This window comes from Pseudochelatococcus sp. B33, assembly GCF_053570585.1.
Genome location: NZ_JBSEFH010000023.1, coordinates 13,723 through 35,537, shown reverse-complemented (window position 1 = coordinate 35,537; position 21,815 = coordinate 13,723). Strand labels below are relative to the sequence as shown.

The following is a 21,815-nucleotide window of genomic DNA, read 5'->3' as shown; positions in this document are numbered from 1 at the left end:
CGTGTCAGCATTTGACTTGTGCAGCCTTTTGCCCCCACTTATCGCGCCCGTTGCACAAAACTCAAGTGCAATCGTCGCGTCAGCCATCGGGGATTGAATCATGAAAGTCGTTGTCGTCGAGTCGCCTGCCAAAGCGAAGACGATCAACAAATACCTAGGCGCGGACTACGAGGTTCTGGCCTCCTTCGGCCATATCCGCGATCTGCCACCCAAGGACGGCTCGGTCGACCCGCAAGCCGATTTCGCCATGGTCTGGCAGGTGGAGGACCGCGGCGCCAAGCGCGTCGCCGAGATCGCCCGCGCGGTCAAGGGCGCGGAAAAGCTCATTCTCGCCACCGACCCCGATCGCGAGGGCGAGGCGATCTCGTGGCACGTCGTCGAGGCGCTGGCGCAGAAGAAGCTGCTCAAGGACCTGCCGATCGAGCGGGTGACCTTCAACGCCATCACCCGCGATTCCGTCGCCGAGGCCATGGCGCATCCGCGCCAGATCGATCAGGCGCTGGTCGATGCCTATCTGGCGCGCCGCGCGCTCGATTACCTCGTCGGCTTCAACCTGTCGCCGGTGCTGTGGCGCAAGCTGCCCGGCGCGCGCTCGGCCGGCCGCGTGCAGTCGGTGGCGCTCAGGCTCGTCTGCGACCGCGAGCGCGAGATCGAGACCTTCGTCTCGCGCGAGTACTGGTCGCTCGTCGCGCTTCTGGCGACCGTCGAGGGCGCGACCTTCGAGGCCCGCCTCGTCGGCGCCGACGGCAAGAAGATCAACCGCCTCGATATCGGCACCGGCGAGGAAGCGGAGGCCTTCAAGCGCGCGCTGGAGACGGCAGCCTTCACCGTCGCCTCGATCGAATCCAGGCCCGCCAGGCGCCATCCGCAGCCGCCCTTCACCACCTCGACGCTGCAGCAGGAGGCCTCGCGCAAGCTGGGGCTTGCGCCGGCGCGCACCATGCAGCTTGCGCAGCGGCTCTACGAGGGCGTCGAGATCGGCGGCGAGACGGTCGGCCTCATCACCTACATGCGAACCGACGGTGTCGACATGGCCCCGGAGGCGGTCGCGGCCACGCGCGCCGTCATCGGCCGCACGTTCGGCGACGCCTACGTGCCGGGCGCCGCCCGCAAGTATACGTCCAAGGTCAAGAACGCCCAGGAGGCGCACGAGGCGATCCGCCCCACCGATCCGGGCCGCCTGCCCGCCGCGGTGACGCGCCATCTCGACGCCGAGCAGGCGAAGCTTTACGAACTCATCTGGACCCGCACCGTCGCGAGCCAGATGGAATCGGCGCAGCTCGAACGCACCACGGCCGACATCACGGCGCGGGTGGGCGCGCGGGTGCTCGACCTGCGCGCCACCGGGCAGGTGGTGGTGTTCGACGGCTTCCTCAGGCTCTACCAGGAGGGCCGCGACGACGAGACGGACGAGGACGGCGGCCGCCTGCCGGCCATGAAGGCGGGCGACCCGCTGGAGAAGCGCGAGATCCGAGCCACCCAGCACTTCACCGAGCCGCCGCCGCGCTTCACCGAGGCGAGCCTCGTCAAGCGCATGGAGGAATTGGGCATCGGCCGCCCCTCGACCTATGCCGCCGTGCTCGCCGTGCTGCGCGAGCGCGAATATGTGCGCCTCGACAAGAAGCGCCTCGTGCCCGAGGACAAGGGCCGCATCGTCACCGCCTTTCTGGAGAGCTTCTTCCAGCGCTACGTCGAATACGACTTCACCGCCGATCTGGAGGAAAAGCTCGACCGCATCTCCAACCACGAGATCGACTGGAAAGAGGTGCTGCGCGACTTCTGGCGCGATTTCCTGGCCGCCATCGAGGGCACGCGCGAGCTGCGCATGACGCAGGTCATCGATTCGCTCAACGAGGTGCTCGGGCCGCATATCTTCCCTGCACGCGCCGACGGCGGCGACCCGCGCGCCTGCCCGTCCTGCGGCAGCGGACGGCTGTCGCTCAAGATCGGCAAGTTCGGCTCCTTCATCGGCTGCTCGAACTATCCGGAATGCCGCTACACGCGCCAGCTCAACGCCGGCGAGGGCGAGGGCAACGGCGGCGACAACGGGCCGAAGGTGCTCGGCACCGATCCCGAGACGGGGCTCGAGGTGTCGCTGCGCGACGGCCGTTTCGGCCCCTATGTCCAGCTCGGCGGCGACGCGGCCGAGGAGGACACGGCGAAGCCGAAAGAAAAGTCCAGGGAGAAACCGAAGCGCCAGACGCTGCCGCGCGGGCTCGCGCCCGACGTCGTCGATCTGGAAACAGCGCTGAAACTGCTGTCGCTGCCGCGCCCCGTCGCGACGCACCCCGAAACCGGCAAGCCGATCAAGGCCGGAATCGGCCGATTCGGTCCCTATGTGCAGCACGACAAGACCTACGCGAGCCTCGCCAAGGACGATGACGTGCTCGATATCGGCGCCAACCGCGCCATCGACCTCATCATCGCCAAAGAGCAAGGCGGCGGACGGCGCGGCGCTGCCTCCGACCCCGGCAAAGTGCTGGGCGAGGAACCGGAAACCGGCAAGACCCTGTCGCTGAAGGCCGGTCGCTACGGCCCCTATGTGACCGACGGCACCACCAACGCCACGTTGCCCAAGGGGGTGGAGACCGATTCCTATACGCTGGAAGAGGCGGTCATCCTGATCCGCGCCAAGCGCGCGGCGGGCAAGAAGGCGCCGGCCGGGAAAAAGACGCCGGCCGCAAAGAAGCCAGCGACCGCGAAGAAACCCGCCGCCGGCACCACAACCCGGAAAACCGCCACGCGCGCGAAAAAGGCCGACGCCGGAACCTCGCCCGGCGAGGGAGCGCCGCCGGAAGGCAGCGCGATGAACGATGGTCCGGCAACCCCCAAGGCCGCCGAAGCCTACGGGAGCCCGGCGGCCCGCGGCCGCAAGAAGACCGTCGCGGGCGAGTAGGCGGCAGGTCGCGCCTCAACCTTTCGCAGGCTGATCGACCCGGCTGCTCCATTCATCCTCGGCCGGGCGGGAGCAGACGGTGAGCTGGCCGATGTCGCGGCAATAGCGTTCGGCGTCCGGGATGCGCGGCGCGTAGGCTTGCCGGGCCGTCGGCCCGATGATACGCGTCTCCCCCGGCTCCAGCGGTGCGGCAATCTCCAGATGGTCCGCGCAATCGCGCTTGTCGTGCCAGCGGGCCAGATACATGGTGTTGACCGGCACCGCCGTCTCGGAGGCGATGACGAGCAACTGGATGATGTACCCGAGTTCGGTCTCGGTGTCTCCTTGGGGCACGCATTCCCAGCGCGGATAGATGCGCAGAACCGACGCCCGCGAGATCGCTTCCCGTATCGGCACGACGTCGAAAGGCCATGCGTTCGTGCTCGTGTTGTTCGCGCTCGTGTACAGTTCACGCGCCAGCGCCACCCGCGCATTCCTGTTGTCGGCGAACTGGATGACCGCGACGATCACCAGCAGCCCCGTCCTCAACCAGGCGTTCCGCACGCGCGACAGCCCCAGGACAACCGCGAGGACCAGCATATAGGCGACGGGCCAGAACATGCGTCCCGACGAGCGGAAGTGATCGAACAACGACTTGATGCCCTCCGGGAACCGGTTCGTCGCGTAGAAATCCTCAAGAATGTAGCCGCCTATTCCGATGGTGCTGGACAGGGAGAACACGACCATGAACACTGACGCCAGCACCAGTCCGGCATGACGGCGCAAATCGCCAAGCAGCGCTCCTCGCCTGACGAGCAGGAGGAAGACGAGCCCGATCAGCATGCCGAGGCCGAGATACTGATATCCTTCCCATGCCCCATACTCCTGGGTGTAGAGCAGGGGAAGATCGAAAGGCAGCAGCGTCGAGCCCGCCGGCCAGAAGGGCGACAGCAGGTTCATGCCGAAAATGCCGAAGCCGCCGCCTCCGTGCGCGCCGAGATAGTGGGTCTGCCACGCCACGCCGATGCTGGCGCCGATGGCGACGAGGCTCGCCAGCAGCGACGAGCGCCAGCGCGCATCGCCATTGAAGACATGCGTCAGCGGAACGGCGGCGAGCAGCGCCGCCGTCATCGCCCACAGATAGGGGTGCGTGAACAGCGCGACGACGATGAACAGGAATGCGGCCACCCAATACCGCCACGTGTTGTAGCGCACGATGTAAAAATAGAGGCCGAACACGATCCAGATGAGGAAATGGGCCGTCAGCGACGCATGCGGAAAGCGGTTCCACCAGCTCGGCATGGCGATGGCGACGACGGCGATGCAGACCGCCGGCAGCAGGCGCCGCTCGCCGGCCGCACGCAGACACCAGACCGCCGTCACCGGCTGCATGGTCCACGTCAACGCATACCACAGACCAAAGCCGTGAAAACCATCGGGAAGCAGAAAGGAAAACGCCTTCAGCAGCATCGCGAGGACGGGAATGGAGTCGGTGAACGCGACATGGACGCCGTCCGGGAAGTTGAGCCGGGGGACATCGAGCAAAGGCCAGCGCCATGCGTCGGCGATAAAGTAGCGCTGGCCGATAATATGCTGCGCGAAGTCCTGCGAAATCGCATGCGCGGCGATAACCGGGGGCCAGATGAAATCGACCGGAAAGACCGACAGGGTAATATACAACCCTAGCGCGAAGGCAAAAACATACGAAAGAACAGTCGGCAACCCGTCCCCGCTGAAACGCATTTGCCCGTCTCCAGTATCGCTACTGCTCCAAAACGGGAATGCAGTGCAGAACTTGATACTCCGCTGTTCTTGACATGTTTCTGCTGCGTTATCCAGCCTGGAAATGACAGGCGTGCGTTATTACCCGCCGCGCGGGAACTCCAGCCCCATCTCGCGGTAGCGCGCCGGATCGTCGGCCCAGTTCTCGCGCACCTTGACGAAGAGGAACAGGTGCACCTTCGTCTCCGTGATCGCGCTGATCTCGGCGCGCGCGCGCGAACCGATGGCCTTGATGGTCTGGCCCTGATGGCCCAGCACGATCTTACGCTGGCTCTCGCGCTCCACGAAAATCGTCTGCTCGATGCGGACCGAGCCGTCCTTCTGCACCAGCCACTGGTCGGTCTCGACCGTGGAGGCGTAGGGCAGTTCGTCATGCAGGCGTTCGAACAATTTTTCGCGGGTGATCTCGGCGGCGAGCTGGCGCAGCGGCGCATCGGACATCTGGTCTTCCGGATAAAGCCAGGGCCCCGGCCGCGCATAGCCCGCGAGGCGGGCGCGCAGGCTCGGGACGCCGTCGCCGCTGATCGCGGCGATCATGAACGTCTCGTCGAAGGCGAGCTTCGCGTTGATCGCCTGCGCCAATTCCAGCAGCGCCGGGCGGGGCACGAGATCGATCTTGTTGAGGATCAGCACCTTGGGGTGGCGTACATCCGGCAACTTCCTGAGAATGGCCTCGCTTTCCTCGTCGAGCCCCTTGCGGGCGTCGATCAGCAGGCACACGGCGTCCGCGTCCCCCGCGCCGCCCCAGGCCGAGGTCACCATGGCCCTGTCGAGCCGGCGCTTGGGGCGAAAGATGCCCGGCGTGTCGACGAAGATGAGCTGGGCGTCGCCTTCGATGGTGATGCCGCGCACCAGCGCGCGCGTGGTCTGCACCTTGTGCGACACGATGGACACCTTGCCGCCCACCAGGGCGTTGAGCAGCGTGGACTTGCCGGCGTTCGGCGCGCCGATCAGCGCGATGAAGCCGCAGCGGGTGCCGCCGCCTTCGTCCTGCGCGTGGGTGTTTTCCTGTGTCATGACTGGTCGATCCGTATCCCCTCGCGGGCGAGGAACGCACCGGCGGCGTCCTGCTCGGCGTTGCGCTTCGAGGCGCCGTGTCCCTCGGCCACGGGCTTGCCCTCCACCCGCACGACGACGCGGAACTGCGGCGCGTGGTCCGGGCCGCTGCGATCGGCGATCTCGTAGGTGGGCGCGGGAAGCCCCCTGCCCTGCGCCCATTCCTGCAAGGCCGTCTTGGCGTCGCGCAGCGGCCGGCGGGGTGCGTGCATGCGCGCCGCGAACGCGGATTCCACCAGCGCACGCGCGGCCTCGAACCCGCCATCGAGAAACACCGCCCCCACGATGGCCTCGCAGACATCGGCGATGATGGCGGCGTTGTCGCGCGCGCCTGCGGCGATCTCGCCCTCGCCGAGGCGCAGGTGCGGCCCCACGTCCCAACCGCGCGCCACCTCGGTGCAGCTTTCCTTGCGCACGAGTTCGGCCAGCCGGCGCGACAGCTCGCCCTCCTCCGCCTGCGGGAAGGCGGCATAGAGCATGTCGCTGACCACGAGCCCGAGCACGCGGTCGCCCAGGAACTCGAGCCTTTGATACGATTTCACCTTCTGCGTCGGAATGGCGCTGACATGGGTAAGCGCCATTTCCAGCAGGCCACGATCGCCGAAGCGATAGCCTAGCCGCTCCTCCAGCGCCGCAAATCCACCCGTTACAACTCCACCCGTCACAAGTCCGCCCATCAACGAACTCGCTTGAAGATCCGGTCCCAGCGCACGGCCTCCGGCCAGCGCCAAAGCTGCCATGCGGGGGCGCCGTCGATGGAGAAGAACAGCACCTCTGCCCGGCCGACGAAATTGTCGAAAGGCACGAAGCCGACGGCGCTCATGTCGCGCGAATCCGCCGAATTGTCGCGGTTGTCGCCCATCATGAAATAGTGCCCCTCGGGCACCTTGTAGAGCGGCGTGTTATCCCACGGCCCCCTGTCGCCGTAGCGCTCGATCACCACGTGGCTGACGCCGCCGGGCAGGGTCTCGCGATACATGGGAACCTGCGGCCCCGAGCCGGGCGCGGCGTCCTCGTCATCGCGATAATTGCCGATCGCCTCGCGCTCGACCATCTTGCCGTTGATGAAGAGCCGCCCGTCGATCATCTGCACCGTATCGCCGGGCAGGCCAATGACGCGCTTGATGTAATCGGTGCTCTCGTCCCGCGGCAGCTTGAACACGGCCACGTCGCCGCGCTTGGGCTCGGCCCCCAGGATGCGGCCCTCGAACGGGATCAGGGCGAGCGGGAACGAGAAGCGCGAATAGCCATAGGCATATTTCGACACGAACAGGTAATCGCCGATCAACAGCGTCGGGATGAGCGAGCCGGAGGGGATGTTGAACGGCTGGAACAGCAGCGAGCGCACCACCAGCGCGATGAGCAGCGCCTGTGCGACGACCTTCACCGTGTCGAGAAACCCGCCTTCCCTGCGGGCGGGCTTGACCTGCCTGTCCTTCACACCGGCGGTATCCGCCTTGTCGGGCTTGACGCCACTTTGCTCCATCGTCCGTCCATCTGTTCGTGCCGCCATCCCCGCCGCCCGTGTTGTGTAGCCGGTTTTGGCGGGTAGGGAAACGGATTTTTCGGGGCTTTCGGATAGATTGGAGCTTCACGAACGGGCGATGTCCCGCTCGATGAGCGTCCGCACATAGTGCGTGAAGGGAACGCCTTTCTGCCGGGTCTTTGTCTTGATTGCTTCGAGCAGAGATTGCGGAATGCGCATGTTCAGCACCGACGATTTCTTCTTGAATTCGTAACTTACCGGCTCTGCCACGTTTCAGTCGTATTCGGAGAGAACGGCATTGTCGACGAAGTCTTCTACTGCCTTATCGTCGGGCAGGGTCGGCCAATTGCCACTACCTCCAATCAAAGCCTTCGATCTCAATCATGAGCATCCTATACAAACGCAACGCATAGGTGCCTCCTGACCCGAAAAACGCCCCGGCCTTTCGGGCCGGGGCGCTGAGCTAACGTTGGGGATCGGCGGGGAAGCCGCCGATCCGGATATGCTTGTCGCAACTTACTGGAACAGCGACAGGATGTTCTGGGTCGAGCTGTTGGCGATGCCGAGCGCCTGGATGGCGAGTTGCTCCTGCACCTGCAGGGCCTTCAGCTTGGTGGACTCTTCGTTGAGGTCTGCATCGACGAGCTGGCCGATGCCGCGGTTGTTGGCGTCGATCAGGTTCTTGACGAAGCTCCGGTTGCCCTCGATACGGGCCTTGGCGGCACCGATGACGGAAGCGGAGAGGGTCAGTTCCTGCAGCGCATCGTCAACCGCCGAGATGTAGGCCGACAGGACGCCCTTATCGAACGCTGTATCCGTCAGAGCGGAGATGTCGATATCCGAGACGCGGACAGCCTTGGCGCCCGTACCATCCACGCTGGAAACGACGGTGCGAACCTTATCGAAAATGCCAAGCTTGTTGTTGTCGGAATTGGCCCTTGCTGCAGCTTCATAAGCTTTGCGCGCATTGTCAGCGGTCTTGGCGACAAAGGTGTCACGCGCCGTCGTGCCGAGATACTTGTTGACAGTCGCGGCAATGGCAGCGTCATAGTCCGCGAGCGCTGCCGTAGCGTCGCTAGCGTTGTCGGCCCCCATCGGATCGGTGCCGGTCGTCACACGAGCAGCGATAGCACCCAGGGCCGTCGTCAGCGTTGTCCTGTGGGCATTGAGCTCGTTGAGAAGCGCGGTCCTGTCGTTGGGTGCGATCGCTGCAAGAAACTCCTCGCCGCCGGCCGTGAAATCGGCCTCCGGGCCAAGCGCCAGCGCGTCACCCAGATCTGCATCGGTCAGTGCGACGATATTGGCGATCTCGGCGAGAAAATCAGCCTGCGTTGTTGCGCCATTAATAAACTCGTCTCTGGAAGCCTGTGGAGTCGCAACGCCAGCAATACTATCGGCCTCGGCTGGATCATAGGTTTTCGCAAGTGATGCGTTCCAAGCAGCATCCGTTGCGCTGGAAACGTCGCTGATTGCGGTCAGCGCAGCCTCATAGACCTCGCGGGGCGTATCAGTGGTGCTGACATCCAGGGCGTCCGTTACCGCCGTCTGGGCTGCGGAGCTGTTCTCGTACAGCTTCGTCTGATTGATGTCGATGGTGATGTTCTCGATCGTCACCACGCCGCCGGCGCGGGTGAAGGAACCGACAATATCCTTGCTGGCGCTGTAGCCGGTCACCGACGAATCCTGCGTCAGCCAGCTCTCGCTATTGATGACGGTGGATTTCGACACGTCCTTCAGGCGGTTCTGGAGCTGGGTAATCTCGGCCTGCACCTGGGCGCGCGGCACGCCCGTCTGGCTGGCGGCGACGAGCTTGGACTTGATCTGGTCCAGAAGGTCCTTGGTGTCGTTGATGCCGGTGTAGACGGTATCGACGGTGGCGGCACCGAGACCCAGCGCGTCCTGAACGGCGCCGAGCGCGTTCACGTCCGACCGCAGGGTGGTGGCAATCGACCAGTAAGCGGCGTTGTCTTCCGCCGTGTTGATGCGGTAGCCGGTGGAGACGCGGTTCTGAGTCGCGCCGAGGCTCTTGGAGGCCGCCGTCAGCGTCTTGAGAGCGGTTTGGGCGGAAGCGTTGGTAAACAAGCTGGCCATAACGTCAATCCCTTATTCAGATCATGAAACACACAGCATGACTTCATCGGGACATACCGGGCTTGACCGGCACGGCGGGGGCGACATCATGTCTCCGAGGGATCGGGAATGGCGCTTCATCTTCCCGATGCGAGCCCGATGCGAGCACAATACCCCAACCTCGACCCACCAGCGTCATCCACAGCTTGACCCGCCAAGCTTGCGCGAAGCTTGCGCCGCACGGAGAAGTGGCCGCAATGTGCTGTGATGCGCCCATAAAAACGTTGCCGTTAAAGCGATTTCACGACTGACGGGAAGCAGAAGGAGCCCGCGCCGGCCACCAGCCTGCAATCCTGAAAGGAGGAATTGCCGCTGTTTTCAGTGAGAATGAAACGGGAAATCGTACGGATACTGCGCCCAGGCCCGCAGATAGGCGCGGAATTGCCGGAGATGGGCTTGATTATTGTCGGAAAATATGATCGGGTGGTGGGAACCCGTTGGTGAAATGCGCTCCAATCCTGATGCGCCGATCGGCGAGAGCCTCGGGGCCGAGTTCTGGGCGATGGCCACCATCGTGGAGCCCAAAACACCCAAGCCTGTGCTGCTGAAACTCGACCCCGATGTGTCCGCATTCTTCAAAGCACAGGGAAAAGGCCATATCCGCGGCATGCAGAACTTGCTCAAAGCCTATGCGGATGCTCGCAGAACGAGGACACATAACGGCCCGCAGGGAATAGAGGGTCAGCAGCGGGGGCTTGAGCCTTGATCTCCCTCATCGTCGTGTGGAGCCCGGGCCGGTGTCGATGCCCTGCCGGACCAGTTCGCGCACGGCCTCGCTGGACTTATTCATCAGAAAGCCCCTCACCGCCGCGCCTTGCGCGCCTTGCGGTGAAGCTTGTGCGAGGAGCGCGGCAGGCCCTTGTGGTGGACCGTGCGCAGCAGCTCGCTCAGCGAGGCGTCGCCCGCGCGCTCGGCCGCCTCGGCAACCGGCAGCCATTCCACACGGCGTTCGGATTTCTCGGGCCAGTCCGGCGCCCTGTCCACCACCCACGGCGGATAGAGCTCGACATAGCAGCGCGCGCTGCCGCCGCTTTTCAGGCGCTTGTCGTACATGTAGGCGCCGACGGGGTTCTTGCCCGTCACGCCGACCACCCCGGCCTCCTCCCGCGCCTCGCGGGCAGCCGTCTGCGCGCCGGACAAGCCCTTGATCGGCCACCCCTTCGGCACGATCCAGCGGCTCGTCTCGCGCGAGGTGATCATCATCACCTGCATCCGCCCGTCATCGTCCATGCGCAACGGCAGCGCACCGAACTGGCGGCGGTAACCGGATTTCTTCTCCATATCCGGGGGCTTCAGGTAATGCGCCATCCTGGAACGTTCACCCTCCTTGAGCCGTTATCCCTTTCCAACACGCGGCCGATCAATAATTGACATTCGTCGGTCAATATAGACAATAGAGTACAAGAGTAAGTCATATTCGCCCGCAGACAAGTCCCCCTCTGGCATTTAGGGGGATTGTCAACAGGCTGTATCGGAAATACCAGTGCACGAATTCAGCATGTGTCGGTACGTAACAGGCATCCCGGTGCGTCGGCCGTGAGCGATTGATGACATGTTTTAGAGCGGATCGCGTCATTGCTGAATCAGGATCCGTTGCGCAACCCGTTCTGATTTCCGCAGTTCTCCACAATTTGCATTCAATTTGATACTCAAATCAAACGCAAACTGCCTTAGCGAAATACGACAAACGGTCTCACAAAAACACGCGCCATGCCGTCAGGCCGGCTGGCGGAGCATCCAGCGCACGACGTCCTCGACCGGCGGGGCGCGGGAGCCGGTGAGGCGTTCGGTGAGTGCCGGATCGCCCCATTGGCGCGACACCTCGTCCGGCCGCACGAAGGCGGGATCGGTGACGATGCGCGGGCGGTGGCCGGTTTCGGCCTCGAGCGCGGTCAGCAGGGCGTCGATCGAGACGGCGCGTCCCGAGCAGAGATTGACGACCGCCGGCGGCCGCTCGGCCGTCAGCAGCGCGAGATAGGCGCGGGCGATGTGGCGCACGTCGGAGAAATCGCGCGCCACGTGGCGGTTGCCGAGGCGCAGCTCCGGCTGACGCACGCGAAACGCCTCGACCAGCTTGGGCACGAGAAACCGCGCCGGCTGCCCGACGCCGGTGTAGTTGAATGGCCGTGCGATCACGATTCCGAGACGGTCCCCGAACGGACGGGCGAGGTACTCCATCGCCAGCTTCGACGCGCCGTAATGGGTGACGGGCGCGAGCGGCGAGGCCTCGTCAAGGCGGCCCTCCCGCGCGCCGTAGACATGCGCGGACGAGGCCAGCACCACGCGGCGCGGCGGGTGCGCGGCATTCGACAGGGCGACAAGCAGCGCCGTCGTCCCCACCGTGTTCACGGCGTAGACGTGCGCGTCCACGCCGTCGGGCGCGAAGCTGACGCCGGCGAGGTGCAGCACCGCCCCCGGCGCGGAGCGGGCGTCGCTGAACAGGGCGGCGACGCGCCCTTCCACCGCCGCCGCCTGCGTCAGATCGGCATCGAGCGCCACCACTGCATGGCCGGACGACGCCAGCAGCGGCAGGACGTAGCGCGCGGTAAAGCCGGCCTCACCTGTCACAAGCACACGCATGGATGCTCCCCCCGGGCAGATTCGCCGCGCCCGGCGGCGGAACCGGATGGATCAAAACACCTGGCCCCGGCGGACGCGGTCGATATCCGCTCTTACCATGATCTCGCAGAGCCCCTCCAGAGAGGTCTGCGCCTGCCAGCCGAGCTGCTGCTGCGCGCGGGAGGCGTCGCCCTGGAGCACGTCGACCTCCGCCGGGCGGTAGAAGCGCGGGTTCACCCGCACGCGCACCGCACCGGTCGCGGCGTCGCGGGCGTGCTCGTCGACGCCCTCGCCCTCCCACGCGAGCGCGATTCCGACGGCCGCGTGGGCGAGTTCCACGAAACGGCGGACCGAGGCCGTGCGGCCCGTCGCCAGCACGAAGGTCTCGGGCTCGGTATGCGTCAGCATGGCATGCATGCCGACGACATATTCGCGCGCGTATCCCCAGTCGCGCCGGGCATCGAGGGAGCCGAGCTCCAGCGGCGCGGTCTCGCCGAGCGACGCGCGCGCCACGTGGCTTGCGATCTTGCGGGTCACGAACTCCCGCCCGCGCAGCGGGGATTCATGGTTGAACAGGATGCCTGAAGCGGCGAACAGGCCGTAGCTCTCCCGGTAGTTCACAGCGGCCCAATGGGCCATCAGCTTGGCGAAGGCATAGGGTGAGCGGGGGTGGAAAGGCGTGGTTTCGTTCTGGGGCGTGGCGGCAACCTTGCCGAACATCTCGGACGTGCTCGCCTGGTAGAAACGCGTGTCGGGCTTGGCGATCCGCACCGCCTCCAGGAGCCGCAGCGCGCCGAGCCCCGTCATGTCCGTCGTGGCGAGCGGCTGCTGGAACGACACGCTGACGAAGCTCTGCGCGGCAAGGTTGTAGAGCTCGTCCGGCCGATGGTCGGACACGAGACGGATCGCGCTTCCCGTGTCGCCGAGGTCGAAATCGACCAGCTCGAACCGCTCCGCGCCCAGAACGCCGAGTTCGGACAGCCGCCAGAAGTTCTCCGTCGACGTGCGTCGCACCGCCCCCACCACGCGGTAGCCGAGCCCGAGGAGATATTGCGCGAGGTACGCACCGTCCTGCCCGGTGACGCCGGTGATGATCGCGGTTTTCGAGGCGCTCGCAGCAGACATGACCCTATCCACGGAATCGATGACGACGGATATCAGTTGTTTACGTCGGGAAACGACTCACGCCCCCAGACTGTACACGATCGCCTAACGTATATGACGGGCAATATCCATAATAGACTCGCTCTTTGCCCGTCGTGATTTGTTATGCGCAATTTCTGTCGTGACTTCAAAGAGTCCGGTGTCGCACTGCGTGCATTCCTGCGGGTTGGCGCGCGGACCCGGCGCTTGCCGGTGCGCCGTCTGCGGGGCGCATCTGGCAACGCCCCCTTAATCCGCCACATTTACAGTGCCAAAAAGCTGCTGCAGAAGACCGGTGCAAAAGCCGGTGACGGACAGCAGCGCGCGCAAGGACGAGATGGGCAAGAACGACGGCAACGGCATTGGCGCAGACAGGCATGGCGGCACGCGCCGGGAACCGCGCTTCGATTTCGACGCGGACGCGCCCGGCCACGATTCCACGGCCGACGACTGGCGGGTGTCGACGCACGATCGCCTCGCCCCCCTTCACGGCGACGTTGACGACATCATCGACGAGGACACCGACATGGCCACCGCACGGCGTAAAGGAACAGCCACTGCCGGCCGAGGCGCCAGGAAGACGGGCGGCAACGGCGCCGGCGCGCGATCGGGCCGCACGGCCGCTTCCGCGCCGCGCCGCAGGCGCCGGGCCGGCCGCAGGCGCTCGCTCATCGGCACGCTGTTCTCGACGCTGTTCGTACTCGGCATCTGGGGCACGATCGCGGTCACTGGCGTGGTGGCCTATCACTTCGCACAGCTGCCGCCGATCGACACACTGACCGTGCCGCGCCGGCCGCCCAACATCGCGGTGCTGGCGGCGGACGGTTCGCTGCTCGCCAACAAGGGCGACACCGGCGGCCAGACGGTGAATCTCCAGGATCTGCCGCCCTATCTGCCGAAGGCGTTCGTCGCCATCGAGGACCGCAGGTTCTACGACCACTGGGGCGTCGATCCGATGGGCGTGGCGCGCGCGCTCGCCGCCAACCTCACCGCGCGCGGCGTGGCGCAAGGCGGCTCGACGCTGACCCAGCAACTCGCCAAGAACCTGTTCCTCACCCAGGACCGCACCGTCTCGCGCAAGATCCAGGAAGCCATCCTGTCCGTCTGGCTGGAGCGGAATTACACCAAGGACGAGATTCTGGCGCTCTACCTCAACCGGGTCTATTTTGGCGCCGGCGCCTATGGGGTGGAAGCGGCGGCACTGCGCTATTTCGGCAAGCCGGCGAAGGACGTCACGCTGGCCGAGGCGGCGATGCTCGCCGGGCTCGTGCAGGCGCCCTCAAGGCTTTCGCCCACGCGCAACCCGCAGGCGGCGCAGGCGCGCGCCCAGCTCGTGCTCGCCCGCATGGCGGAGCAGGGCTTCATCACCGACAAGGAGGCCAAGAACGCGCTGATGACGCCGGCCGAGGCGGTGAAGCCGCGCGGCACGGGCAGCGCCAACTACGCCGCCGACTACGTCATGGACGTGCTCGACGACTTCATCGGCGCGGCGGACACCGACATCGTCGTGCGCACCACCATCGAGCCCGCCCTGATGAACGCCGCCGAGCGCGCCATCACCGATGTCATCGCCAAGAAGGGCACGGAGGCGCGTGTGTCGCAGGGGGCGCTCGTGGCGCTGTCGAACGACGGCGCGATCCGCGCGCTCATCGGCGGCCGCAACTACGCGGCGAGCCAGTTCAACCGCGCCACCGCCGCCCGTCGGCAGCCGGGCTCGGCCTTCAAGCCCTTCGTGTATCTGACGGCGCTGGAGCGCGGCATGACGCCCGCGACCGTGCGCGTCGACGAGCCGGTGAACTTCGGCGGCTGGCAGCCGCGCAACTTCAGCCGCAATTACAACGGCCCGATGACGCTCGCCTCGGCGCTGGCGCATTCGATCAACACCATCGTGGTGAAGCTCGCGGTCGAGGTGGGGCCGAAGACGGTCGCCGAGACGGCGCAGAGGCTCGGCATCACCTCGCCGCTGACCGCCAACGCCACCATCGCGCTCGGCACGTCCGAGGTGAGCCCGCTGGAGCTAACCGCCGCCTACGCCGCCTTCTCCAACGGCGGCACCGGCGTGGCGCCGTGGATCATCCGCGACGTGAAGACCGTCGACGGCCGGCTCGTCTACCAGCGCCAGCCGTTCGACCTCGGCCGGGTGATGGGCGAGGACGAGGCCTCGATGATGAACTACATGCTGCATCAGGCCGTCACCTCCGGCTCCGCCCGGCGCGGCGCGATCGCGGGATACGAGATCGCCGCCAAGACGGGCACCACGCAGGAGACGCGCGACGCGTGGTTCGTGGGCTACACCAGCGGCCTCGTCACCAGCGTGTGGCTTGGCAACGACAACAACAGCCCGACGAAGAACGTCACCGGCGGCTCGCTGCCGGCCGAGACGTGGCATGCCTTCATGGTGGAGGCGTTGAAGGGCGTCGCGCCCGCGCCGCTCCCCGGCAGCCCCTGGACCGCCCCCGCCGACGAACCGCCGCCGCCGGAAGTGGCGCGCCAGATCGAGGCTGCCCGGCCCGCGCCGCCGCAGACCGTGCGCCAGCCCGCGCCGCAGCGGGAGAAGAGCTTCTTCGAGCGCCTGTTCGGCGGTTGACCGGACCGGACAATGATGTATTTTTATAGTCCTAATTGTACGATTATTGGAATAATATTAGATAATGGGACAATATAATGTCGACTGTTTATTCTGCTTCTTCCGATCGCCTGCCGTTTTCCGGGGCCGGATGTTTCACCGCCGACGCGTTTTCTGCCCCTCGGGGCACCCTGCCGGAGGAAGGCCGTAGGGGCAAGCGGCTGCCGGTGGTGCGCGGCGGCAGGCGCACTCAATGGCAGCGGCGCGCCGTCAGCGACATTCTGACGCTTTGGCCGCGCGTCAGGCACCTGCATCCCGCCAACCGGCCGCTGACCGTCGACTCCTTGAGGGCGACGGTGGCCGGAACCGGACGAGGACGCGCCTGACACAGGCCATCCCGTGAACCCGCTTGCCGAATACCCGGCTCAATACCCTCCGCGATACGATCTTCACCTGGATCCCGAGGCGAACCCCTTGAGGGAATTCCCGGGCGGGCCTTTGGATCAATTCCGAGGCGGACCCGTGGACGAACCGCTGGACGCCCCCCTGTACGAACTCCCCGGCAAGGACGACATCGGCTGACGGCCGAGGCCGGCCTCCTGCGGCATCAGGCCGGATGCAGCCGTCGGGCGGGCGCTCAGGTAAACGGCGGACCTGCAAATGGCCGACCCGCAAATGGCACTCCGGCAGCGGAACACAACCTGGAATCGGGCAAAAATCGGGCATCATTGTGCCAAACGGCACAGTGGCGCGGGAGAGGTATGGCATGCTTGTGGCCAGGGCCCGCATGGCCGGATTTTACATATCTATACTTCAGTCTTGTTTCATTGATGAAGGCAGGCGTCATGGCGGATCAGGCTCTTTCTCCCGGCAACGTTCACGGTGCGGACGGCCGCGACGCTGTGGTGGCGGGCGCCGCGGAAGTTGCCCATGGTCCGGCGGTTCACGAACCGGCCCCGCATCGGCCCGCTTCTCATGCGCCCGTCCATCATGCACCGCAGGGCGCGTCGCGGACGGCCGTGGCGCTGCTGGCGGATTTCGGCCGGCTTGTCGGCCTGCCGTCGCTTTATTTCGGCGATGACGACTGCTGCTGGCTGGATATCGGCGCGGAGCACATCGCCTGCATCGCCACGCTCGGCGACGGTGGCTTCCTGCGGCTCCACGGCGAGGTGGCGGAGCTGCCGGCGGAGCGCGACTCGCCCGACCTCTCCGGCTATTTCCGCCGCCTGCTGGCGCAGAACGCGGCGGCCGTGAGGCGTGGCGACGCCCTGCCCTTCGCCATCGACCCGCGCCGCAACGCCCTGGTGCTGACGGACACGGTGCCCGTGAAGGCGACGGGGCAGCAGCTTCGCGACGCCATGGAAACGCTGGTGGAGCAGATGACCGCCCTCAAGCGCAACCCTCCGCCCGTCGACGGCGAGCAGGCAGGAAATAGGCCGGAGGGCGACACGCCGGAACCCGCGGCGGAAGACGGCGGCCTGAACGGTCCGGCCCAAGAAACCGGTCTGCTGCATAACGGCGTCGCCCGCCCCACCCATCTCACCGCCCCGCCACCCGCCGTTACAGGCGAACTCGTGTGGCGGGTATGACGGCGGCACGGCGGGACAAGGATTGAGGAAGTTGGGATGACTCAGGTGCAGGGTCGTTTGCAGTTGGGGCCATTGGAGCAACTGCAGGTTCAGGACAGTGAGGGGTTAGGTTCCCCAAGGGGAAACATGGGCGGAAACACGATAGCGCAAAGGGATACACCTCCCAACAGTCCGGAAGAAAAATGGTGGCCCAATTTAAGTGCCAGCATAGTGGGTTCCGCCGCATTAAATTTCGGCAGGAATGTTGTAAACACTATCGCAACGCTAGCAACTGTGACTGTCAACGGTGTCGGAGAAGTCATATCGAACACGATAGGTTCGGGTTTCAACCTAGACTCCTCTTTACCTATGGAGTTTACCGACGAGGAAATCACTCAAGACTTAGGCACAGCCAAAGGCTTACATGATGTTTTTTCTGTGAACGCTCGCAGGTCCGTCAATCCTACGGATGACGATATGCCACTTTTCGGCAATAAGGAACTTGAGAGTTTTCTTTCCGGGGTGGAAGCCGACGCACCATTGACCGACCGTGACGATTTAGCGAATGAGCTTTCTCCTCGGCCGTCACAGTCAGTCGATATGCAATCAGTCCCTGCCTCTGAAAGAGGCCATCGTATAGATTACGGCACCTTTAATTCTGATGGGCTAGATGATGATTCTGACAGCTTAGGCGATAAAAGCGTTCCACTAAGAGAACGGCTTAAGGAGTATGACCTGGACGCCCAGCAAACCCAGAAGCATGAGCTGCTGGCGGACGACATCGGGCTGGAAGGATTTTATTCGACAGACGCTATACCAGCTCTAAAAGAAATAAGAGATGATTTTGAAACTATCTTCAATGAAATAGGCCTTGATCCTGGGATCAGATATAATGTGTTTACGGCACTAGATGGCTTCATAAGCAAAATTGAGGATGGCACATCTCAATCCGATGCAAACGTCAATTTGTCGTCCATTGTTGACGCTATGACCAAGCAAGTCAGGGACAGAGGCATTCAGGTCCCCGACGTGAGCAAGTTCGAGACACGGGAAGCCTTCCGCGAGGCTCTCACAACATCGCTGCTGAGCGGGCTCGGTGGCGGCGACGCGTCTCTGTCGGCGCAACAGGTCAACGCATCCGGCATTACCGACACACATTCTGGCGATCAAACGCCTGACACGAACGTCGCCGCCACTTCCCCGTCCGTGGTTACGGGTGAATCCCCGTCTGACAAGACCAAGACCGACTACAATGCGACGTTCAAGAATGTGCGCGAGGCTATAGCTACATATCACAGGAAAAATCCTGCAGCCGCCGATGATCCGAAAACAGTGGCATTGACCTTGCTGGCCGAATTCCTCCGGCCACCGCCGGACGGAGTACCTATCGGCAAGGATGAGATTATCGAGCGCACCCGGAATGTGGTCATCTCCTCTTTGCAAGACTCTATTGCGAATAAGGAATTAGAGAAGCTTAAAGGGAGATTCGACGATGAAACCGCACATTCAATACTCGATCGCTTACTTGACGCAGAAGGAAACGCTGCCGATATAGCAACATCAGTCAATGTTATATCCGGATACCTTGCGCATGTTCTGGGCGGCCAAGGGGGGCTGAAAGAGACGGCCCTGGACACCTTATGGCTGGATGGAGATCTGGACAAGGACAAGACATTCACCGTCGAAGCCCTCAACGCAAGCCTCGATACGTGGCTCGGGGTAAAGGATGCCAACAAGGCCGAGGAAACGGCAAACTCGGCCGCCGCTGGCGGAGCCGGAGGTAGCGACCTGGCTCTCCCGGGATGGGACGAGCCTGCTTTCGAGTTATACCGCTTCTATAATGAGCCGCCGGTCGAGGGTTGGTTAGCAAAAATTGCAAGGGTATTCAGCAAGTTGGCCAAATATTTCGGCAAGACGTCCACCGGCCAGAATAATCTTGGCAAGTGGGAGAATCTTCGGGCCGGTGGCACGATCAATCCCGCAAGTATCACGAAATGGGGACGTAAGGACATACAAGGCTTCGTTGAGCAAATCCATAAAGATGCCGAGAGTAGAAACATATCGATAGAGCAACATATACAGGAAAAATATGTAGAATATCGTGAATACAAAACAGCTCTCGTGCCGGAAGAGTTAGCTGAATGACCGCCCCCGCGCCGCGCAAGCGCCCGCGTCCCGGAGGCGGCGGGGTGCCCTTGCCGGAGACGGACCGTCTCTCCAGCAACGCGGCCATGCGTTCGGGGTATGCGCGTCCGGCTGTACATGACGGCAAAGGCTGATACTCTATAAAAATTGTATCGTTGCCGATCAGCCTGCCGCCGCTGTCCGCACCCGGCGGGCGGTCGCGCGTCCGCCTGCCGGGAGCCCGCCATGACAGACCAAGCCGCCTCCTTCGAAACCACCGCCCCTCGACCCGCGACCCGCCGCCTCGGCCGGACCGATATCGAGATCGCCCCGCTGGTGTTCGGCGGCAACGTCTTCGGCTGGACCGCCGACGAGGCGACCTCCTTCGCGCTCCTCGACGCCTTCGTGGCGGAAGGCTTCACCGCCATCGACACCGCCGACGTCTATTCGCGCTGGGTGCCCGGCAACGACAGCGAGAGCGAAAAGATCATCGGCCGCTGGCTCAAGGCGCGCGGCAACCGCGACATGGTGCACATCTTCACCAAGGTCGGCTCCGACGTCGGTCAGGGCAAGAAGGACCTTTCCGCGAAATGGATCGAACAGGCCGTGGAGGCCTCGCTGACGCGGCTGCAGACCGATTACATCGACCTCTACCAGAGCCACTGGCCCGACCCCACCGTGACGCAGGAGGAAACGCTCGGTGCCTACGGCAGGCTCATCAAGGCCGGCAAGGTGCGCCATATCGGCGCCTCCAACTACGACGCCGCCCTGCTGACCGAGGCGCTGGACCTCGCCCGCGACAAGGGCCTGCCGCGCTATCAGACGATCCAGAACGAATACAACCTCCACAAGCGCGACGCCTATGAGGGCGCGGTGCAGGACATCGTCTTGCGCGAGGGCCTCGGCGCCATTACCTACTACGGGCTGGCGGCCGGCTTCCTCACCGGCAAGTACCGCACGGAGGCCGACCTCAAGGGCGCGCGCGGCGACAGCGTGCGGCGCTACCTTGATGAGCGCGGCCTCAGGATCCTCGCCGCCCTCGACGAGGTGGCGGCGGAAACCGGCGCCGCCCCTGCCGAGATCGCGCTGGCGTGGCTCGTCTCCCGCCCCGGCATCACCGCGCCGCTGGCCTCGGCCACCTCGCCGGCACAGCTCGAGGGCCTGATCCGCGGGGTGCGCCTGACGCTCTCGGCCGAGCAGCTCGATCTGCTCACCGCCGCCGGCGCCTGAGTCGCCGTCACGATTTCGCCGCCGATTGTCCCGGCGCGTCGGGTCGCTCCGCAAAAAATCGCGTCATTTATGTGAAAATGGTTGAAATTACATTTCCTTTGCGGCAATAAATCCGCAGTTTGCATGGCTGGATAAGCTTTGACGCAGATCCCGGGGGCTTGGCGGCCCTGTCCGGGTCCGTTATCGTCCTGCCAGCCGTGCGGATTGCGGTTGAGTCGGATTGCGTGTGAAATACCGTCCACGGTCCGCCTGTCCGCGGGAGCGAGGACTTATGCAGCAGACAACAACGAACAAGACGGATCAGCTCGCCGATCTGAAAGTGCCGACACTGACGCTTTCCGTGCGCGAGACTTTCGGCATCGACTCCAATCTCGAGGTTCCCGCGTTCGCCGAGCCGGACGAGCACGTGCCGGACGTCGATCCGGACTACCTTTTCGACCGCGAGACGACGCTCGCCATCCTGGCCGGCTTCGCGCGCAACCGCCGCGTCATGATCACGGGCTATCACGGCACCGGCAAGTCGACCCATATCGAGCAGGTGGCCGCCCGCCTCAACTGGCCGTGCGTGCGTGTCAACCTCGACAGCCACGTGAGCCGCGTGGATCTCGTCGGCAAGGACGCCATCGTCGTCAAGGACGGCCACCAGGTGACGGAATTTCGCGACGGCATCCTGCCGTGGGCGCTGCAGAACAACGTCGCGCTGGTGTTCGACGAGTACGACGCCGGCCGCCCGGATGTGATGTTCGTCATCCAGCGCGTGCTGGAGGTGTCGGGCCGCCTGACGCTGCTCGACCAGAACCGCGTCATCCGCCCGCATCCGGCCTTCCGCCTGTTCGCCACCGCCAATACGGTGGGGCTCGGCGACACCTCCGGCCTCTATCACGGCACGCAGCAGATCAACCAGGGCCAGATGGACCGCTGGTCGATCGTCGCTACCCTCAACTATCTCCCGCACGACAAGGAAGTGGAGATCGTCGTCGCCAAGGTGCACAACTACCGCAGCACCCAGGGGCGCGAGACCGTCAACCGCATGGTGCGCCTCGCCGGGCTCACACGCAATGCCTTCATCAACGGCGACCTGTCGACCGTGATGAGCCCGCGCACGGTGATCACCTGGGCCGAGAACGCCGATATCTTCGGCGACCTCGCCTTCGCCTTCCGGCTGACGTTCCTCAACAAGTGCGACGAGACCGAGCGCCCGCTGGTGGCCGAGTTCTACCAGCGCTGCTTCGGCAAGGAACTGCCGGAGTCCGCCGCCAACGTGGCGCTGTCGTAACGTAACGGATCGGATGAGCA

General features: G+C 64.5%; 17 protein-coding genes. 8 read left to right on the top strand and 9 right to left on the bottom strand.

All coding sequences use genetic code 11. The features are described 5' to 3' along the window. Positions 1-100: 100 nt before the first annotated feature. Complete coding sequence (gene topA, locus ACUSIJ_RS22315) at positions 101-2,896, top strand: type I DNA topoisomerase (protein WP_449310629.1); 2,796 nt, start codon at positions 101-103, stop codon at positions 2,894-2,896. 15 nt (positions 2,897-2,911) lie between these two features. Here topA and ACUSIJ_RS22310 read toward each other — a convergent pair whose 3' ends face one another. From ACUSIJ_RS22310 to ACUSIJ_RS22285, 6 genes are all read right to left on the bottom strand, one after another. Further along, entirely contained in the window at positions 2,912-4,618 is a 1,707-nt protein-coding gene (locus ACUSIJ_RS22310; RefSeq protein ID WP_449310628.1) for a DUF6311 domain-containing protein, read from the bottom strand. A 120-nt stretch (positions 4,619-4,738) separates the two neighbouring features. After that, on the bottom strand, positions 4,739-5,674 hold the full coding sequence (gene era / locus ACUSIJ_RS22305) for a GTPase Era (protein WP_449310627.1): 936 nt from the start codon (positions 5,672-5,674) through the stop codon (positions 4,739-4,741). Beyond that, complete coding sequence (rnc, locus tag ACUSIJ_RS22300) at positions 5,671-6,390, bottom strand: ribonuclease III (RefSeq protein ID WP_449310626.1); 720 nt, start codon at positions 6,388-6,390, stop codon at positions 5,671-5,673. The genes era and rnc overlap by 4 nt, the downstream gene beginning before the upstream one ends. Further along, positions 6,390-7,226 (bottom strand): signal peptidase I, encoded by an 837-nt coding sequence (gene lepB, locus ACUSIJ_RS22295; RefSeq protein WP_449310625.1) that lies wholly within the window; start codon positions 7,224-7,226, stop codon positions 6,390-6,392. Before lepB ends, rnc begins: the two co-directional genes overlap by 1 nt. Before the next feature lie 78 nt (positions 7,227-7,304). Next, complete coding sequence (locus ACUSIJ_RS22290; protein WP_449310624.1) at positions 7,305-7,469, bottom strand: CopG family antitoxin; 165 nt, start codon at positions 7,467-7,469, stop codon at positions 7,305-7,307. Between the two features lie 246 nt (positions 7,470-7,715). Then, entirely contained in the window at positions 7,716-9,290 is a 1,575-nt protein-coding gene (locus tag ACUSIJ_RS22285) for a flagellin N-terminal helical domain-containing protein (RefSeq protein WP_449310623.1), read from the bottom strand. A 454-nt stretch (positions 9,291-9,744) separates the two neighbouring features. Here ACUSIJ_RS22285 and ACUSIJ_RS22280 point away from each other — a divergent pair, with 454 nt between their 5' ends. Next, on the top strand, positions 9,745-10,035 hold the full coding sequence (locus ACUSIJ_RS22280) for a BrnA antitoxin family protein (RefSeq protein WP_449310622.1): 291 nt from the start codon (positions 9,745-9,747) through the stop codon (positions 10,033-10,035). 95 nt (positions 10,036-10,130) lie between these two features. Here ACUSIJ_RS22280 and ACUSIJ_RS22275 read toward each other — a convergent pair whose 3' ends face one another. From ACUSIJ_RS22275 to gmd, 3 genes are all read right to left on the bottom strand, one after another. After that, a complete protein-coding gene (locus ACUSIJ_RS22275; RefSeq protein WP_449310621.1) occupies positions 10,131-10,637 on the bottom strand; it encodes an NUDIX hydrolase in 507 nt (168 codons plus the stop codon). Positions 10,638-11,045: 408 nt separating this feature from the next. Next, positions 11,046-11,909 (bottom strand): NAD-dependent epimerase/dehydratase family protein, encoded by an 864-nt coding sequence (locus ACUSIJ_RS22270; RefSeq protein WP_449310620.1) that lies wholly within the window; start codon positions 11,907-11,909, stop codon positions 11,046-11,048. A gap of 51 nt (positions 11,910-11,960) precedes the next feature. Continuing rightward, positions 11,961-13,013, bottom strand: a complete 1,053-nt coding sequence (gmd, locus tag ACUSIJ_RS22265; RefSeq protein ID WP_449310619.1) for a GDP-mannose 4,6-dehydratase — start codon at positions 13,011-13,013, stop codon at positions 11,961-11,963. 544 nt (positions 13,014-13,557) lie between these two features. On the opposite strand from gmd, the gene ACUSIJ_RS22260 reads away from it, so the two are divergent. The 6 genes from ACUSIJ_RS22260 to cobS all read left to right on the top strand — a co-directional run bounded on the left by ACUSIJ_RS22260 (position 13,558) and on the right by cobS (position 21,795). Next, positions 13,558-15,618: a transglycosylase domain-containing protein gene (locus ACUSIJ_RS22260; protein WP_449310687.1), complete on the top strand. Its 2,061-nt coding sequence runs from the start codon at positions 13,558-13,560 to the stop codon at positions 15,616-15,618. Positions 15,619-15,695: 77 nt separating this feature from the next. Further along, entirely contained in the window at positions 15,696-15,983 is a 288-nt protein-coding gene (locus ACUSIJ_RS22255) for a hypothetical protein (protein WP_449310618.1), read from the top strand. Between the two features lie 459 nt (positions 15,984-16,442). Continuing rightward, positions 16,443-17,186, top strand: coding sequence for a type III secretion system chaperone (locus tag ACUSIJ_RS22250; RefSeq protein WP_449310617.1), 744 nt, complete (start codon positions 16,443-16,445; stop codon positions 17,184-17,186). Between the two features lie 36 nt (positions 17,187-17,222). Beyond that, a complete protein-coding gene (locus tag ACUSIJ_RS22245; protein ID WP_449310616.1) occupies positions 17,223-19,310 on the top strand; it encodes a hypothetical protein in 2,088 nt (695 codons plus the stop codon). A 225-nt stretch (positions 19,311-19,535) separates the two neighbouring features. Further along, on the top strand, positions 19,536-20,519 hold the full coding sequence (locus ACUSIJ_RS22240) for an aldo/keto reductase (RefSeq protein ID WP_449310615.1): 984 nt from the start codon (positions 19,536-19,538) through the stop codon (positions 20,517-20,519). Between the two features lie 271 nt (positions 20,520-20,790). Continuing rightward, a complete protein-coding gene (gene cobS / locus ACUSIJ_RS22235) occupies positions 20,791-21,795 on the top strand; it encodes a cobaltochelatase subunit CobS (protein WP_449310614.1) in 1,005 nt (334 codons plus the stop codon). The last annotated feature ends 20 nt before the right edge of the window (positions 21,796-21,815 follow it).

Excerpts from the sequence above, each read along its gene's own strand:
- topA (WP_449310629.1), top strand. The coding sequence starts at position 101 with ATGAAAGTCGTTGTCGTCGAGTCGCCTGCCAAAGCGAAGACGATCAAC.
- ACUSIJ_RS22310 (WP_449310628.1), bottom strand. The coding sequence starts at position 4,618 with ATGCGTTTCAGCGGGGACGGGTTGCCGACTGTTCTTTCGTATGTTTTT.
- era (WP_449310627.1), bottom strand. The coding sequence starts at position 5,674 with ATGACACAGGAAAACACCCACGCGCAGGACGAAGGCGGCGGCACCCGC.
- rnc (WP_449310626.1), bottom strand. The coding sequence starts at position 6,390 with ATGGGCGGACTTGTGACGGGTGGAGTTGTAACGGGTGGATTTGCGGCG.
- lepB (WP_449310625.1), bottom strand. The coding sequence starts at position 7,226 with ATGGCGGCACGAACAGATGGACGGACGATGGAGCAAAGTGGCGTCAAG.
- ACUSIJ_RS22285 (WP_449310623.1), bottom strand. The coding sequence starts at position 9,290 with ATGGCCAGCTTGTTTACCAACGCTTCCGCCCAAACCGCTCTCAAGACG.
- ACUSIJ_RS22280 (WP_449310622.1), top strand. The coding sequence starts at position 9,745 with ATGATCGGGTGGTGGGAACCCGTTGGTGAAATGCGCTCCAATCCTGAT.
- ACUSIJ_RS22275 (WP_449310621.1), bottom strand. The coding sequence starts at position 10,637 with ATGGCGCATTACCTGAAGCCCCCGGATATGGAGAAGAAATCCGGTTAC.
- ACUSIJ_RS22270 (WP_449310620.1), bottom strand. The coding sequence starts at position 11,909 with ATGCGTGTGCTTGTGACAGGTGAGGCCGGCTTTACCGCGCGCTACGTC.
- gmd (WP_449310619.1), bottom strand. The coding sequence starts at position 13,013 with ATGTCTGCTGCGAGCGCCTCGAAAACCGCGATCATCACCGGCGTCACC.
- ACUSIJ_RS22260 (WP_449310687.1), top strand. The coding sequence starts at position 13,558 with ATGGCCACCGCACGGCGTAAAGGAACAGCCACTGCCGGCCGAGGCGCC.
- ACUSIJ_RS22255 (WP_449310618.1), top strand. The coding sequence starts at position 15,696 with ATGTCGACTGTTTATTCTGCTTCTTCCGATCGCCTGCCGTTTTCCGGG.
- ACUSIJ_RS22250 (WP_449310617.1), top strand. The coding sequence starts at position 16,443 with ATGGCGGATCAGGCTCTTTCTCCCGGCAACGTTCACGGTGCGGACGGC.
- ACUSIJ_RS22245 (WP_449310616.1), top strand. The coding sequence starts at position 17,223 with ATGACTCAGGTGCAGGGTCGTTTGCAGTTGGGGCCATTGGAGCAACTG.
- ACUSIJ_RS22240 (WP_449310615.1), top strand. The coding sequence starts at position 19,536 with ATGACAGACCAAGCCGCCTCCTTCGAAACCACCGCCCCTCGACCCGCG.
- cobS (WP_449310614.1), top strand. The coding sequence starts at position 20,791 with ATGCAGCAGACAACAACGAACAAGACGGATCAGCTCGCCGATCTGAAA.